Source organism: Opitutaceae bacterium (assembly GCA_015075305.1).
Taxonomy (GTDB): domain Bacteria; phylum Verrucomicrobiota; class Verrucomicrobiia; order Opitutales; family Opitutaceae; genus UBA6669.
Map to the genome: position 1 here is coordinate 343,088 of JABTUS010000004.1, position 15,562 is coordinate 358,649.

General features: G+C 60.8%; 12 protein-coding genes. 3 read left to right on the plus strand and 9 right to left on the minus strand.

Going from position 1 to position 15,562, the window contains the following annotated elements; translation table 11 throughout:
- Positions 1-8: 8 nt before the first annotated feature.
- Entirely contained in the window at positions 9-824 is an 816-nt protein-coding gene (gene tsaA, locus HS122_10180) for a tRNA (N6-threonylcarbamoyladenosine(37)-N6)-methyltransferase TrmO (GenBank protein MBE7538768.1), read from the minus strand.
- A gap of 139 nt (positions 825-963) precedes the next feature.
- On the opposite strand from tsaA, the gene HS122_10185 reads away from it, so the two are divergent.
- On the plus strand, positions 964-1,410 hold the full coding sequence (locus tag HS122_10185) for a DUF5069 domain-containing protein (protein ID MBE7538769.1): 447 nt from the start codon (positions 964-966) through the stop codon (positions 1,408-1,410).
- 147 nt (positions 1,411-1,557) lie between these two features.
- Positions 1,558-5,511: a phosphoribosylformylglycinamidine synthase gene (purL, locus tag HS122_10190; GenBank protein ID MBE7538770.1), complete on the plus strand. Its 3,954-nt coding sequence runs from the start codon at positions 1,558-1,560 to the stop codon at positions 5,509-5,511.
- Here purL and HS122_10195 read toward each other — a convergent pair.
- Complete coding sequence (locus tag HS122_10195) at positions 5,484-5,756, minus strand: hypothetical protein (GenBank protein ID MBE7538771.1); 273 nt, start codon at positions 5,754-5,756, stop codon at positions 5,484-5,486. The genes purL and HS122_10195 overlap by 28 nt on opposite strands.
- A 319-nt stretch (positions 5,757-6,075) precedes the next feature.
- Here HS122_10195 and HS122_10200 point away from each other — a divergent pair, with 319 nt between their 5' ends.
- Complete coding sequence (locus HS122_10200; protein ID MBE7538772.1) at positions 6,076-6,465, plus strand: hypothetical protein; 390 nt, start codon at positions 6,076-6,078, stop codon at positions 6,463-6,465.
- A 28-nt stretch (positions 6,466-6,493) separates the two neighbouring features.
- Here the strand turns inward: HS122_10200 and HS122_10205 are convergent, their stop codons facing one another.
- The 7 genes from HS122_10205 to HS122_10235 form a co-directional block, all read right to left on the minus strand.
- On the minus strand, positions 6,494-7,282 hold the full coding sequence (locus HS122_10205; protein ID MBE7538773.1) for a dienelactone hydrolase family protein: 789 nt from the start codon (positions 7,280-7,282) through the stop codon (positions 6,494-6,496).
- 21 nt (positions 7,283-7,303) lie between these two features.
- On the minus strand, positions 7,304-8,422 hold the full coding sequence (locus HS122_10210; protein ID MBE7538774.1) for a hypothetical protein: 1,119 nt from the start codon (positions 8,420-8,422) through the stop codon (positions 7,304-7,306).
- Positions 8,423-8,489: 67 nt separating this feature from the next.
- Positions 8,490-9,632 carry an N-acetyl-alpha-D-glucosaminyl L-malate synthase BshA gene (bshA, locus tag HS122_10215; protein MBE7538775.1) on the minus strand — a complete coding sequence of 381 codons (1,143 nt, stop codon included), beginning with the start codon at positions 9,630-9,632 and terminating at the stop codon, positions 8,490-8,492.
- 24 nt (positions 9,633-9,656) lie between these two features.
- The gene (locus HS122_10220) at positions 9,657-10,385 is read right to left on the minus strand and encodes a PIG-L family deacetylase (protein MBE7538776.1); all 729 of its coding nucleotides are present in this window, start codon (positions 10,383-10,385) and stop codon (positions 9,657-9,659) included.
- On the minus strand, positions 10,366-11,142 hold the full coding sequence (locus HS122_10225) for a hypothetical protein (GenBank protein ID MBE7538777.1): 777 nt from the start codon (positions 11,140-11,142) through the stop codon (positions 10,366-10,368). Before HS122_10225 ends, HS122_10220 begins: the two co-directional genes overlap by 20 nt.
- Positions 11,139-12,854, minus strand: a complete 1,716-nt coding sequence (locus tag HS122_10230; protein ID MBE7538778.1) for a sodium:solute symporter — start codon at positions 12,852-12,854, stop codon at positions 11,139-11,141. Before HS122_10230 ends, HS122_10225 begins: the two co-directional genes overlap by 4 nt.
- A 165-nt stretch (positions 12,855-13,019) precedes the next feature.
- A complete protein-coding gene (locus tag HS122_10235) occupies positions 13,020-15,557 on the minus strand; it encodes a PIG-L family deacetylase (GenBank protein ID MBE7538779.1) in 2,538 nt (845 codons plus the stop codon).
- Positions 15,558-15,562: the final 5 nt, after the last annotated feature.

Consider the following 15,562-nt stretch of genomic DNA (forward strand, 5'->3'; position numbering starts at 1 on the left):
GTTGCATGCTATTCCGCGTCGGGCCAGTGCCTGAGGAAATCGAGCTGGGCCTCGCAGTCGACGATTCCGGATCGCTTGGGATCCACAAGAAATCGATGCGGGTAGGCGGGCTGGATGGACTGAATGGTGACCCGCGCCTGCAGCACGATGAAAATCGCCCGCCAGACACCGCACCCGATTTCGAAGCCGCCCGATCGCCGTTTCCTGATGCGGCGGGAGCGATGCGGACTGGGATCGCGTTCGAGCAGCTCGCACATGCGACTTGAAAAATCGACTTTCCAGTTTGATAGCAACCATTCGCGCTGCCTGCGTGCCAGTGGGGCCCATGCAATCGAATATGAGGGGGACGTCTGTTCTTCCGTTTCAACTTCATCCCACCATCCGGCCTTTTCGTTTGGGAATGCATCGTAGGCGGGCAGATAGGGTTTGATGTCGAGAATGGGTGTCCCATCGAGGAGGTCGCAGGGACCAATGTGCAGGGTGAGACCCGATATTTTCAACAACTGGACGGGTGAGATGCCGATGGGATTGGGGCGGTGAGGTGAACGTGTCGCAAAAACCCCGCGACGTACGGACGGACCGCGGGGTGGCAGCACCATTGGGCGCCAGTTCGGGTTGCGATGGAACCACCACACGAGCCAGATTCTGGAAAAGCCGTCGAGATCCCGAACGGCGCCTTCGAAGCGCTTCCCGTTCCGAAGCTCAACGCGGCTTTCCTCCGGAAGGGTTTCCCTGGGTTGGTGAAGAGCGTGGAACTTGAGCCGCTTGACCGTTCTCAGGTATCCGATGGGTTCGACCGAGAGGGCGGTGTGAGAAACTTCCATGAAATGCGGAATCGTCACTCGATGCTCGATGACGTTGCAACCCGGCGGGAAATGATCAACCCTTTGCGCAACTCATCCGGCTGGCGCATCCGTCCGCCAGCCGATGCTCGATAAATGACGGTGCATGTTCCAAAAAATTATGAGTAATACCTATGTTCCCATGATTCCGTGCAATGTCGCCGGACCGCTCGGCGTGATTCATCTTCCGCGGCTCTGGCTGAAGGTCTCGCTCGAGGCGCGCGGCAAGCTGGCACCCGGCTATCCTGGAATCGGAAAGGGATTTGATTCGATGGTCATCGCCGGTCTCGGCCTCTCACCCGATGCCGTGAAGAAGTTCATCACTGACAAGCGGCCCAGCTACGCTGAGTTTGAGGCCTGGATCAAGGCCCAGCCCGGGGTGAAGCTGGACCGCGCGTCAATCTACAAGCTCAACCAGTCCATTCTTGGTTATCACCACCGTGATGAAGTCCGCACCGAGATCCTGAAGACAGCGGGATACCCGGACGATGGATCCGTCCAGGGGTCGGCGGTTGAGTTGAATGCGCTCGATGACTGGGCGGCATTCCATGCCAGTGTCTTGAAATAGCAGCAGCCGACCGGCTCCTCCCGGAGCGGGCGGTCGATCACGCCGTGGTGCAGGACGCACCACGGCTTTTTGTTCCCCGAGCCTGCGTATTCGGACGGTGCCTTGCCTTGACCGCCCGGAGGCGATGCAGAACATCGCTCTTCATCCATGCTCACTCTCCGCGGGTCATCCTCCCTCTCAACCTTTCGCCGGCAAAAGCTGCTTGAGGATCTTGCCTCGGCAGGGATCCCGGTCACGGACTTGAACGCGGAATTTGTGCACCTGATCTCGCTGGTTGATCCGAAAGCGCCACTCACGGCGCGGGAGCATGCCATTCTCGAGCAACTGCTCACGTACGGTCCGCGCGACAAGCGAAGCGCTGTCGGTGGAGTGACACGCGTTGTGGCGCCGCGACCCGGCACGCTGTCCCCCTGGTCCTCGAAGGCGACCGACATCGCGCACATCTGCGGCCTTGCAGGCATCAGGCGAATTGAGCGGGTGACTGTTTATTCGTTTGCCCATGAAGCCATCGAAACGGATGCCGGCAGGGAGAAATTCGATCGTGAAATAGCGGCGCGCATACACGACCGCATGACGCAGGCGGTCTTTCCTTCGATCGACAATTGCTCCATTCTTTTCAGGCGGGAGACACCAAGGCCGTCGACGCGGATTTCCGTGCTTCGCAACGGCCGTGCCGCGCTGGAGGATGCGAACCGGACGCTTGGCCTCGCTCTTGCAGGCGACGAGATCGAATATCTCGCGAAGGCGTTTCAAGGTCTGGGGAGGGATCCCTACGATGTCGAGCTTATGATGTTTGCGCAGGCGAATTCGGAGCACTGCCGCCACAAGATCTTCAACGCCACCTGGGAAATCGACGGATCGCAGCGCGACAGGTCGCTCTTCCAGATGATCAAGAACACCCATCAGCTGCATTCCGAAGGAATTCTTTCCGCCTATCGGGACAATGCGGCGGTGATGAAGGGCAGCATCGGCGGGCGTTTTTTTGTGGATCCCGCGACGGGGCTGTACCGTGCGGTGCGCGAGGAAATCGACCTGCTGTGCAAGGTGGAAACCCACAATCATCCGACGGCGATATCGCCGTTTCCCGGAGCGGCGACGGGGTCCGGCGGAGAAATCCGAGACGAGGGCGCCACGGGCCGCGGATCGAAGCCCAAGGCGGGCCTCACCGGCTTCACGGTATCCAATCTTCAACTACCCGGTGCCAGGCAGCCTTGGGAGAAGGACAATGGCAGGCCTGGAAGGATCGCGTCGGCGCTCGAAATCATGATCGACGGGCCGCTGGGCGGCGCGGCGTTCAACAATGAATTTGGAAGACCCGCGATCTGCGGGTATTTTCGCACCTTTGAGATGGAGGTCGGCGGCCCCGCCGGGCTGCAGCTTCGCGGCTACCACAAGCCGATCATGCTGGCGGGTGGTCTCGGCAACATCCGGCGCAGTCATGTTCAGAAGGGCGAAATCGTGCCGGGAGACGCATTGATCATTCTTGGCGGTCCGGCGATGCTCATCGGGCTGGGCGGGGGGGCGGCGAGCTCTCTCGCGAGCGGTTCCGGCCAGGAGGACCTCGATTTCGCGAGTGTTCAACGCGACAACGCCGAGATGCAGCGACGGTGCCAGGAGGTGATTGATCGATGCTGGGCGCTGGGTGAGAGGAATCCGATATCCTTCATCCACGACGTCGGTGCGGGCGGGATCTCCAACGCGCTGCCCGAATTGGTGAATGACGGCGGACGAGGCGGGAGCTTCCAGCTTCGCAGCGTCCCCAATGACGAGCCCGGAATGAGTCCGCTCGAGATCTGGTGCAACGAGGCGCAGGAGCGGTACGTGCTGGCCGTCCCCGTCGACCGTCTCGATGCGTTCGAGGAGCTGTGCCGGCGGGAGCGCTGCCCGTTCGCCGTTGTCGGGCACGCGACGGAGAAGAAGCGGCTTGTCCTTGAGGACTCCCATTTCAAGAACACGCCGATTGACCTTCCGCTCGAGGTTCTTCTGGGCAAGCCACCGCGCATGCATCGGCGGGACGCCTCGCGGGCGGCGGTGCTTCAGCCGCTCAATCCGACCGGCATTTCCCTCTCCGAAGCTTTGAGGAGGGTCGTCATGCATCCGGCTGTGGCCGACAAGACCTTCCTGATTTCAATTGGCGACCGTTCCGTCACCGGACTTGTCGCCCGCGACCAGATGGTGGGTCCGTGGCAAGTGCCGGTCGCCGACTGCGGGGTGACGGCGGCGACGTTCGACTCCTTTGCCGGAGAGGCGATGGCAGTGGGAGAGCGCACCCCGGTGGCGCTCAATAACGCGGCGGCGTCCGCCCGGCTCGCCGTTGCCGAGGCGCTGACCAATCTGGTGGCTGCGATGATCGGCGGGATCGGAAAGGTCAATCTATCGGCGAACTGGATGGCGGCTCCCGCACAGGCAGGAGAGGGTGCGGCGCTCTATGAAGCGGTGCGGGCGGTTGGCATGGAGCTCTGTCCGGCGCTGGGAATCACGATTCCCGTGGGCAAGGACTCCATGAGCATGAGCACGATCTGGCATGATCGCGGCATCGAGAAGCAGATGACGGCGCCGGTGTCGCTGATCATCTCCGCATTTGCCCCCTGCCTCGATATCCGACGCACCCTTACCCCACAGCTGCGCAAGCCGGGTGATCGTGATTCAGACGGCGGCTTGGTGGGTGAATCGACACTGGTGTTGATTGACCTCGGTCGAGGCAGGAACCGCCTCGGTGGATCCATATTCGCCCAGGTGCAGTCACAGCTCGGCGAGGCTCCGCCCGATGTTGACTCGCCAGCGGATCTCAAGGCGTTCTGGAATGCCATCCAGGCCCTAAACGCCTCGGGCAGGATCCTCGCCTATCACGACCGCTCGGACGGCGGCCTGGTTGTGACGCTCATGGAAATGGCCTTTGCCGGACACGTTGGCGTGGATCTGGATCTTCCAAATGCCAGCGGCGATCTCCCGGCATTGTTCTCCACACTCTTTTCCGAGGAAATCGGCGCGGTTGTCCAGGTAAGGAACAGGGAGATTGAAGCTGTGATGTCAGTGCTCAGCGAGGAGGGACTCGGCGACTGCTCTCGGATCATAGGAAGGCTCAACCCGACCCATGCCCTGCGAGTCATGGACGGTGAAACCGTGCTGCTGGAGCAGAGTCTTTCGAGCCTGCGCGACCAGTGGTCGGATGTGACGCACCGCATGGCGGCATTGCGCGACAATCCGGACTGCGCTCGGGCTGAGCACCAGGGACGCCTTGCCCATGACGATCCAGGAATCAAGCCGAGACTAACGTTTCCCTATCCGTTTCCTCCGTCGCAATCCTCTCGAAACCCGGTGAAGGCACGTCCGTCGATTGCCATTCTTCGGGAGCAGGGAGTCAATGGCCAGGTGGAGATGGCTGCCGCGTTTGATCGCGCTGGTTTTGACGCTGTCGATGTTCACATGACCGACATCCTGAGTGGACGCAGGTCGCTCCGCGAATTCCGCGGCCTGGCTGCCTGCGGCGGCTTCAGTTACGGCGATGTGCTGGGCGCGGGCCAGGGCTGGGCGAAAAGCATACTGTTCAATGCGCGCGCACGGGAGGAGTTTGAAGGCTTCTTTGCACGCGCGGACACATTCGCCCTCGGTGTCTGCAATGGCTGTCAGATGATGAGCAATCTGCGCGACATCATTCCCGGTTCCGGACACTGGCCCCGGTTTGTGCAGAACCTGTCTGAACGTTTTGAGGCGAGGTTTGTATCACTCAGGATCGATCCAAGTCCGAGCCTTCTTTTTCGCGGGATGGAGGGTTCGGTCCTGCCGGTTGTGGCGTCGCATGGAGAGGGCTGCGCCGAATTCGTCGATGTCGCCGCCGCGGACGCCTGCAGTCGATCGGGTTATGTTGCGGCGCGCTATGTCGACAATCATCACCGAGTGACCAGCTCCTACCCGTTGAACCCCAACGGTTCACCCCATGGCATCACGGCGCTTACGAACACGGATGGACGCGTGACCATCATGATGCCGCACCCCGAGCGCGTGCACCGGACGTCAGCGATGAGCTGGCATCCCGTTGACTGGGAGGACGACAGTCCCTGGATGAAACTCTTCTACAACGCCCGTGCGTGGGTGGGCTGAACCGGACGGTTCACCGGTCCCTTGAGCTCGGCATTGACCTCCACCTCACGGGCGACAACATCGATGACATCACCCGATTCATGAGTGACCGGGTACTGTCCGCTCCGGCTGCGCCCGGAACGGCCCAGTCGCTTTTTGAACGAACCGATCAGTGCCATGATGGCGAGCGCGATCGCGCCGATCAACGCAGCGGCGAGGGCAAAAAGCCCGACTACGACGGCAATGAGCAATTGCAGGAAGCGCATGGACAGTAGGACACCGAAAAACAGGGAAGGTTGCGCACAGGCGATGCAGGTTCAAGTGATCACACGCGCGCCACGGGAATCTTTCAAATTCTGAAACGAACGATTGCGGTTGCGTTTCCGGCTCCTATCCTGTTCGCAGAAAATCAAACGTGTCCGCTCATGCCCGTGAGCTCGGGCCCGCGCCGGATGCACGCCACCCACCCACGTGTGTCCCATGGTGCGGTTCCGATTCCTGGAAGCACGGCTCCACCTTCCAGGAAACACGCATTCCGTCAGTTTCCGTCCATCGTTCAAGAACCCAAAAACAGAAAAAGTCATCATGAATGTTGAGAATACGCACCACGGAAAAATTCTGACCCATGGGAAGGGATCTGGAGGGATTTCGTCGGACGAAATCGAACGACGTGCCGAGGAGATCGCAGTCATTGAGGGGAAACTGGATGGGGCCTCCGCGGATGTTCGCCGCATGGCCAGGGACGAACTGAGAGGATCAGGCCTCCTGGGCGTTTCAGAGGACGAGGGGCTGAGCACCACCTCCATCAATCGGGACCCGGGTGATCCCGTGTCCGTGCACGGTCATCAGGTGCCGCTGCTTTCAGACGATGACGAGCAGGAAACCATCGAGCGGCTTGCGATTGAGGGGGTGGAGGAGGCGCAGCATGAACAGATGCTCGCTGACCGCCTTCGCAACCGCGGTTATTCGGGTTGACGGCTGGTGCGGCACGGCCGCGCTACCGTCAGTGACGTGACTCTGTGGCGCCTTGTGTTGCAGGCCGCAAGTCACCTTCCCCCAGCTTGCGGCGGAAGAATGAGACCGCCATTCCCATTGTCAGGTGGGCGAGTTCCGGATCGTAGCGATAGCCCTCATCCCTCAGGAATGCGTGGGCTCCATTGAATTCATGCCAGGTGAAGTTGGCATTGGCGGCGGCAAGGGCCGCCTGTATGCGTGATCGACCCTCGGCGGGCACGTGTGGATCCTGCCGTCCGAAAATCATGAGCAGCTCGCCCTTGATCTCGCCAATCCTGTCGAGGGAGTTGTCGTTCATGCCCTTTCCGAGTCCCCGCTTGTGGATGTCCGTGGCATAAAAGCAGACTGCTGCGCTGACCTCCGGATTCATGGCGGCCCGAAAGGAGAGGTGTCCGCCAATGCAGATGCCAATCGATCCGACCTTTCCGGTTCCGCGGTCATGCGATTTCAGATAGCGGATGGCTGCGCGGGCGTCGTCGTCATAGCTGGAGAGTTCCTTCGTTGTCTTGAGGGCGTTGCCCTTGTCCGCTCCGGCCTGATCGTAAGCCAGCACGGTGCCCGCCGGCAGGAATTCATGGTAGATTTCGGGGACCGCGACGATGAATCCGTGCCCGGCCAGAAAGGCGGCGGTGCGCCGGATGGGCGCTGTAACCTGGAAAATCTCGGAAAAAAGCACGATCCCCGGATAGCGCCCCGGGGCGGTGGGCATGTAGAGGTAGGTGCGCATAGCGCCTGTGCCAGAGGGGATGTCAACGGTGACGGGCTCGGTGATGGTCATGTGAATTGAAAAAGATCTGGTTCAAGTGAACCAGTATCCGGTCGAGAAAGCGACCGTGGAAAATGCGAGCAGAGCGGTGGATAGGATGGTGAAGGGAAGCTCAAGAAACGGACGGCGCTCAACCCATGCGCCGAGAATGATGTAGAATGGGACTATGACACTCATGTATCTGGGAATCGCCTCGAGCACCCCGGTCGAGGTGTACAGCACGACATAGGCTGCCGCCATGGCGAGATAGGCTCCGCGAATCCTCAGGAGAAGGCCGGCGCCAATAAGCACGGCCGCCAGTATCAGGGCTCCAATGAACCAGGCCTTGTAGACATCAGGCAGGGAGGCGACATTGGGATGAAGGAAAGTTTCCCAGAACGGCATCAGTTTGCGCCCCCAAAAGATCTCCGCCTTGCGGTAGACCAGGGGATCGCCGAATTTCATCGCCATGTAGGCCATGTACGTGAGCGTTCCCGCAGCAGGCAGGCCTGTGCAGGCGAGGCGGATCCAGCAGCCCAGGTTCCGCCACGAGAAATCCTTTCGCTCCTGCGCCAGAAACTCCATCGCAAGCGGGATGACCATCAGCAGGCCCACGCTTCGCGTCAGCGCAGCCGCATATCCCGCCGCGCCCGCCAGCCACCAGCGGCGCGTGCGCGCTCCAAAGAGGCTGGCGGCCACGAAAAGGACAAAAGTCCCTTCGGAATAAATCGTGGAAAAGAAAAAACTCACGGGTCCGAACAGGAAAAAACGAACGGCCATGTCAGCCGTTCGCTCGGTGTGATCAATCCGGGCCAGGTGCCAGATCAGCATCGCCGCGCCAAATGTGCAAAGATTGGAAACCAGGAGGCCGCCGTGGGTGAGCGACAGGACTCCCAGCGAGCCGACATGCATCAGAAGCGGATAGAGCGGAAAGAACACGACGTTGCTCTGGTCATTCGGGATGAACTCGTAGCCGTGGCGTGCCAGCTCAAGGTACCAGTTTGAATCCCAGCGAAGAAAGGGTGCGATGAACCCGTGCTTTGCCTGCTCCGGCGCAACGAGAATGATGCCCGTGCTCAGATAACCGATGGCCAGGATCAGCAGCCGGCTGAAAACGAAGGCGCAAAGCGTGCCACGGAATCCTGGAACGGAGAGAATGGATCGCGGATTCACGGTGAAACAACAATCATGAATGGATCGCGGGACGGCACCATCATGAATGCAGCCGGGTTTTTGGATTTCAGTTCGGTGGCGCCTGCATCGCTCGCTGGTAGACCTCAAAATACGCCGGCACGATGCGTTCTGCCGAAAATTCCGAGGCTGCCCGCTTCCTGGCATTGATCCCGAGGCGCCGCAGCTCATTTGGGTTGGCAATCAGCGCTTCAGTCGCCCGTGCAAGCGCCGCGGCATCGCCGAACGGCCGAAGGATCCCGGAGACGCCGTCCTCGATCACTTCCGGGATGCCCCCGACCTCCGTGCTGACCGTCGGGCAGCCGAACGTCATCCCTTCGAGGATGCTGAGACAGAAGCTTTCATATTCCGAGGTGATCAGCCCAAGGTCAGCGGCGGCGAAATACTCTTCGACCGACGTCACACTCTCCAGCACGATGACGTTTTCCCGCAATTGAAGCCGTTCGACCGTCTCCTGGTATGGCTTGAAATCCCCACCGGCAATGATGAGCAGCTTGAAGGATTTCCTTGGGCGGATGAGCGAGGCCGTTTCCAGGAGCAGGTCGATGCGCTTGACCCTGCGCAGATTGGAAACGTGGATCAGCAAGGTGTCGTCGTCGGACACGCCCAGATCCCGGCGAACCTGTGCGCGGGGGCGCGTTGGAATGCCAGGCGCGAAGAAGTTTGGAACCACCGTGATGTCGTGCCCCGGTTCGACAAGCCGTGCGGTCTCATCCTTGAGAAAGCGTGAGACGGTGGTGATGGCATCCGAGTGCACCAACGCATGCCGAATGACGGGCTTGTAGGAGGCATCCCGCCCGAGCAGCATTGTGTCGGTGCCGTGAAGTGTGGCCACCACCCGGGGCCTGATCTTTTCTGGAAGAAACTCGCGCGCGAGAACCGCCGCGGTTGCATGCGGCACGGCGTAGTGGGCATGCAGGATGTCCAGACCGTCCGACTGGCAGACCGCCGCCATCTTCACCGCGAGGGGAAGGGTGTAGTCCGAAAGATTGAAGATCCCGTAGCCATGCATCGGAACCTGATGGAAAAACACGCCGGCATCCTGCAGGGGCAGGCGCACGGGGCGTTCGTAGCTGAAGAAGTGAACCACATGTCCCCGTCGTGCGAGATCGATGCCGAGCGATGTCGCCAGGATGCCGCTGCCACCCACTGATGGGAAGCAGGCAATGCCGATGCGCAGTCTTGATTGCATGCGGGATGCGAACGGCGGGGCGTGCTAGAAATGGCGGGCGCCGCGACCAAGCTGGCCCAGCCTGGCAATCAGCGTGGGATCCGCGGGGTAGAGCGCCTGGGCATATTCCACGCCGGCCCGAAGTCCGAGCAGACGGGCGCGCGTCAGTTGAAGTTCGACATACCGGCGGGTGCGCGACTGCGTTTCATGGGCTGCCATGGCGTTCTTCCAGAGTTCGACGATTGCGGGGTCAGAGACATCATACCAGACCGCGCCCGCTTCGGGCTGTTCCCCTTCGGGCCCGACCGCGTAGTAGAGGAGCTGCTCGATGCTGTGTGGCGGGAATTCCCTCAACTCGGCGACGCCTCCGTAGCGCGCGAGGCGGGCGCCGTCCTGCACGAGGGACCCCAGCACCGCGTGGTCAGGATGCTGGTTCGTCCTGGGGGTCGGGCAGAGCACCCAGTGCGGGGTCGTGCGTCGGATGACTTCGGCGACCGTGAGTGAGCCCCGGACCGATCGCTCAAAATGAGCATCGCCGCCGATGTTGATGAATTCGATGCCCACCCCCAGAATCGATGCCGCCCTGATTGCCTCCTCGCGGCGCCGGAGAGGCGTGCCGCTCGTGGCGGACTCGCCTTCGGAGCAGACGACAAATTGAACCGAGGTTCCCGCGCGGGCTTCACTGGCGATGATTCCGCCGACTCCGAATTCGATGTCATCGGGATGAGCGCCGAAGACGAGCAGCCGGCGGGTGTCAGAAGGGGTAGTCGACATAGGCTTCATCGGAACGATCTATGGAATCTCGCGTCACGTAGATGATCCCGGGGGCGTCCGCCTTGTTGAGATAGGCCTGTTCACCCGCACCCGTTATGTAGTGCGTGCAATGCAGGACGGACTGCATCCATCGAAGCCTCGAGTCGCGGGTGGGGGAAATCTGACGCTTTGACCATGGGGTGAAGGGGAGCTCAAGATACGAATCGCCTCCCTCGTGCAAGGCAAGAGATCCATTTCGGAAACGTGCCCGCACGATTTCACCCGACAGGGGGACGTCAACGTAGCAGTCGTCGATCCCGCATGCCGACTCGCGAACGGCGGGATCACTGGAACGGACGATTTCGATGTCATCGAGGAGGCCTTGGGACCGCATCTGTTCCAAGCAGAAATCAGCGATTGTCGCGGCGCTGTTTCGGCGAAACGCCTGCACCGCCGCTTCCGATACATAGGCAGGAAGCTGCCGGGTTGTCTGATGCTTCCAAGCCTCGGGAATCCGCTTCAGGTAGAGCGGGGAGAACTTCCTCTGAATCTTGTTCTCGAACGCGAAGTTCAGCCAGTGCAGCTCACCTGTCTTCCTGTGCCGCAGTCCGGTCTGGGTTTCCCGCGGATCGTGGTCGCTGTCATGATAGAAAAAGACAATGCGACCGCCTATCTCCCCTCTCAGGCGTCGTGCAGTGATGATCTTGGCCTGAAGGAACCGGCGGGGGAAGATCCCGCAGGGCTGCTGACCGAAGGCAATTACGGGATCGGAGCTCATGCGGTGGCAGTGACTGGCCGCCCGGCGGGCGGAGTGCGCAAAAACGCCTGGATCAGGGCGCTGAACACCATGCATGCAAAGCAGCCGATCAGATTGTACCACAGATAGCTGATCTTGAGATTGGCGAAACAGACAAGGACGCCAGTCTGAGCCAGGATCGCCCCCCAGAACGCGGCATGCCCCTGAACCCGGCGGAGGACGAATGCGACGAGGAAAAGGCCGAGAATGACGCCGTAAAATAGCGATCCGAGAATGTTGATCGCCTCGACGAGGTTCTCGACGACGTTTGCAAAGAGGGCAAACAGGATGCCGACAACACCCCAGCCAGCAGTGGCGATCTTGGACACAAGCAATGACTGGTTGTCCGAGCCCCTTGGATTGATGACGTGGTGGTAGATGTCGATTGATGTCGTCGTGCCGAGTGCGCTCATTTCGGCGGAAAGCGAGGAAAGAGCCGCGGCAAATATCACGGCGATGAGGAGGCCGACCAGCCCCACGGGAAGTTGTTCAAGGATGAACGTGATGAAAACGTAGTCGGAGTCCTTTGTCTTCACGGCCGGATCCCTGGCGAGCAGGGTGGCCTTGGCTTCCGCGCGAACCGCCTGGGCGGCGGCGTGGGCGGAACGAACCGCGGCAAGCGCCTTTTCTGTGGCGCTGGCATCTCCGTGGGATCGGGCGTCGAGCCACGCGCGCAGCGCGGCGCGCTTTGTCTCCATGCGGTCGGAATAGCTGGTCTCGTAGGCCTTCAGGACCTCTCCGCCCTGCGCATTCACGTGATGCTTCCACGTGGTCTGATCGAAAAAGACGGGGGAGGGTGCGAACTGATAGAACACGAAGAGCATGACGCCGAGCAGGAGAATGAAGAACTGCATCGGAATCTTCATGACAGCGTTGAACATGAGCCCGAGGCGGCTTTCGCGCACCGAGGTTCCTGAAAGGTATCGCTGAACCTGGGACTGGTCCGTTCCGAAATAGGAAAGGGAGAGAAAAATGCCCCCGAACACGCCCGACCAGATCGTGTAGCGCTGATTCAGATCGAGCGAGTAGACGACCGCGTTCAGCTTGTCGAAGCCTGCAGCCACGGCAAAGGCCTCCCGCACCGAGACCTCCGCCGGAAGCTTCAGGAGGAGCACGGCAAACGCCGTGGCCATGCCGACAAAGATGACAGCCATCTGGTATTTTTGTGTGATGTTGACCGCATCGTTTCCTCCGACAGCGGTGTAGACGATGGTCAGGATCCCGGTCCCAAGGATCGTCAGGTCCAGATCCCAGCCCATGACGGTGGAGAGCACGATTGCCGGGGCATAGATCGTGATTCCCGATGCAAATCCGCGCTGAAGAAGGAAGAGCGCGGCACCGAGCAGTCGCGTCTTTCCGTCAAAGCGCCTGCCCAGATACTCATAGGCGGTGAATACGCCGCTGCGGCGGTACAACGGCAGAAAGACGGCCGCCACGATGATCAGTGCGAAGGGCAGACCAAAATAGTTCTGAACAAATCCCATTCCGCTTTCGAAGCCCTGGCCAGGCGTGGACAGAAACGTCACTGCGCTCGCCTGAGTTGCCATTACAGACAGCCCGATGGTTCCCCAGCCGACGTCCTTTTGCCCGCTCAAGTAGCCCTCGAGTGTCGCGCGATTGCGCGAGCGCCAGACTCCATACGCGGCGATGCCCACCATCGAGGCCACGAGCACAAGATAATCGAGCGGCCTCATTCAGCTAGATACGGCAGAATGCTCAGGATGGCGACGAAAAGAAGGAACATGCCGGCGACAAACAGATAGACTGCGCCCCAGGAGCGAAAGCCCGGCACTCCGGGTTGTTCGTCGGGCATTTCAGATGACTTCGGTTCCACCATGGTTCAAGGGGTCTTGGGCTGGTTACTTGCCGAGCGAAAGCAAATTGGCAAACAGCCGGTAGGCACCCGGAACCCCTGCGGGCAGTTCGCGAAAGAATGAGAGTCCGGTGTAGACGAAATACCCCTTGCCGTGCCGTGCCACCAGCAGCGCGCCCTGAAGCTGCGGCTCCCCGGCGTCGGCACAGGAAAGAATCGGCGTGAAATGGCTGTCCCATCGACTCGGAAAGTAGAGGCCGCGCTCCTGCACCCAATGATCGAAGTCCGCGTCAGAGATGAGGTTTGGTTGTGTCATCGCCGGATGATCCTTCGCGAGCACCGTGACTGCAGCCGATTCATCGACCACGCGCTCACGTGACAGGGTCAGATCGTACGGCGCAAAACGGGAGGACTTGAGTTCCGCTGTCGTATTGTACTGCACGATCACGGTCCCCCCGTTGCGCGCATACTCAAACAATGCGGGGAGAATCTGCTCAATGTCAGCCCGCGTATTGAATGCGCGCACACCCAGCACCACGCTGTCGAACGCACGGAGTTGTTCGACAGTGAATCCCGAGGTTTCGAGCATCGTGACATCATAACCCATTCGCCGGATGCCATCGGCGACGAGATCACCAGCTCCGGGAAGATAGCCAACTGACTTTCCCTTGATGGCCAGCTTCAGGCAGACGAGACGCGCCTCGGCAGGAGGCTGCAGAAGCTGTGCGGGAATATGATCATGGCGGATGTCGATCCGACTCGTGCGAACGACCGCTCCGTCGAGGATCGCGCGAGCGCCCAGTGTTCCTGTCGCCGGTCGATCGGGAGCCGTGAGGGTGAAGGACATCCGTGCGCGCGCACCCCGATCCTTGAGATCGAAGGGCTGCGACAGCGGCTGCACCGTCCACCCGTCGGGCGCATCCAGGAGCAGGCGGCCGTTTGCTCGGGCGCGCGTGGCGGACACTTCAACCATCACCACCTTGGATGCACCAGGAGAGAGGAGCTCCAGGTCCTGGGGGAAATGAAGCGTGACAGGTGGAACAACTTGGACCTGGCGACGAATTTCCCCTCGTATGGGATCGTCGATCACCTCCACTACGGAGTCTGGCACCGACATGAGTTTCCCGTTGATTTCCAGGTCATGCGCCACCGGCATCACCGGGCTGTTTTCAGGAGTGCCTATCAGGCGGGCGTCGTCCACCCGGAAAGTGCCTTCGTCGCCCCGCTCCCGCAGCCAATACGGTGTGCTGGGCGGCGCATCCGCCGCGATTGCTGGCGAAGCCGACTGCTCTGCAAAGCGCCCAAGGGCCAGCGTTTGATCCGCCTTGACTGCCTCACCGCTTTGCAGGAGGCGACTCCGAACCCAGCGCACGTGCACTCCCTGAGACAGACTGCGCACGAGGACCCGGAGCTTCACAGGCACGCTTTCTCCAGCCAGGACTTCGGCACGAGGTGTTGTCGCTTCAACAAACAACCCAAGACAGGCGAGTATGATCCTGTCGAGTTGGGCCCGCTTGTCCGCCAGCATCGCCGGGCTTTCGGGGTATGCCAGTTTGATGAGTTGCTCACGCACATCAAGCAGGCCGGGAATGCTGGCCGCCGGATTTCCCGGTAGAAATGTCTTCATGACCCGCTGCATGGATTCCCCGATTCCCGCGCCTCCGGGAATGCGGGCCCAGGATGTCTCAATCCCATCAAGAATGTCGCGCTCCGCAGGTTTTCCGGCGATCAGCGTGAACACATCGGATCCTGAAGCGCGGTTGGCAACGGAGCCGAATCCCTGGCTCTTGTGCTGGCTTCTGCTGCGGGCGGCAATCTCGCCGAACGATTCTCCCAGGAGCGGATTGTAGACGCCGGAATCCACCTGGAGCGCAATGACCGGAGATTCACGGTTTCCACCCCGCATTCCCGCGGAAAAGGAATTCCAAAGCAGCCGGGTCGGCTTCCAGACCTGCAGGCCGTCCAGCGCAATCTGCTCCGGGAAGGCATCGGGTTCCCCGGCCATTTTGAACGCCTCGCCGGCAAGTATCGCGGAAGCGGTGTGATGCCCATGGGTCGTGCCTGCTCCCGCTGAAAAGCGCGTTATGATCACATCGGGTTGAAATCTCCGGATCACTCGCACGACATCCGAAAGCACCGCCGTCCGGTCCCAAATGTGCAGGGTTTCCTCCGGCGTCTTGGAGAATCCAAAATCGTTTGCCCGCGTGAAGAACTGCTCCGCACCGTCTATTCTGCGCGCCGCGAGAAGCTCCTGCGTGCGGATGACGCCGAGTTGGTCGCGCAGTTCCGGACCCACCAGATTCTGTCCGCCGTCCCCTCGGGTAAGCGAAAGATATCCGGTCGCATACCCACGGCCGCGGGCAAGGTAGGAGAGGAGCCGCGTGTTCTCGTCGTCAGGATGCGCGGCGACATAGAGCACGCGTCCAAGCTGAAGAAACGAATTGAGGTCCTGCAGGATGGCACCCGTGTCCATTGGCATCGCCGAAACCTGCGCGCGGTACGGACTGGAGTCCGCGGCCATTGATTGGGAAAGCGTGATCACGGCGAAGGCCACGGATGCGGTCAGAACCTTGTGGGAGGACATTGGCT

Excerpts from the sequence above, each read along its gene's own strand:
- tsaA (MBE7538768.1), bottom strand. The coding sequence starts at position 824 with ATGGAAGTTTCTCACACCGCCCTCTCGGTCGAACCCATCGGATACCTG.
- HS122_10230 (MBE7538778.1), bottom strand. The coding sequence starts at position 12,854 with ATGAGGCCGCTCGATTATCTTGTGCTCGTGGCCTCGATGGTGGGCATC.
- HS122_10235 (MBE7538779.1), bottom strand. The coding sequence starts at position 15,557 with ATGTCCTCCCACAAGGTTCTGACCGCATCCGTGGCCTTCGCCGTGATC.
- HS122_10220 (MBE7538776.1), bottom strand. The coding sequence starts at position 10,385 with ATGTCGACTACCCCTTCTGACACCCGCCGGCTGCTCGTCTTCGGCGCT.
- purL (MBE7538770.1), top strand. The coding sequence starts at position 1,558 with ATGCTCACTCTCCGCGGGTCATCCTCCCTCTCAACCTTTCGCCGGCAA.
- HS122_10200 (MBE7538772.1), top strand. The coding sequence starts at position 6,076 with ATGAATGTTGAGAATACGCACCACGGAAAAATTCTGACCCATGGGAAG.
- HS122_10205 (MBE7538773.1), bottom strand. The coding sequence starts at position 7,282 with ATGACCATCACCGAGCCCGTCACCGTTGACATCCCCTCTGGCACAGGC.
- bshA (MBE7538775.1), bottom strand. The coding sequence starts at position 9,632 with ATGCAATCAAGACTGCGCATCGGCATTGCCTGCTTCCCATCAGTGGGT.
- HS122_10185 (MBE7538769.1), top strand. The coding sequence starts at position 964 with ATGAGTAATACCTATGTTCCCATGATTCCGTGCAATGTCGCCGGACCG.
- HS122_10225 (MBE7538777.1), bottom strand. The coding sequence starts at position 11,142 with ATGAGCTCCGATCCCGTAATTGCCTTCGGTCAGCAGCCCTGCGGGATC.
- HS122_10195 (MBE7538771.1), bottom strand. The coding sequence starts at position 5,756 with ATGCGCTTCCTGCAATTGCTCATTGCCGTCGTAGTCGGGCTTTTTGCC.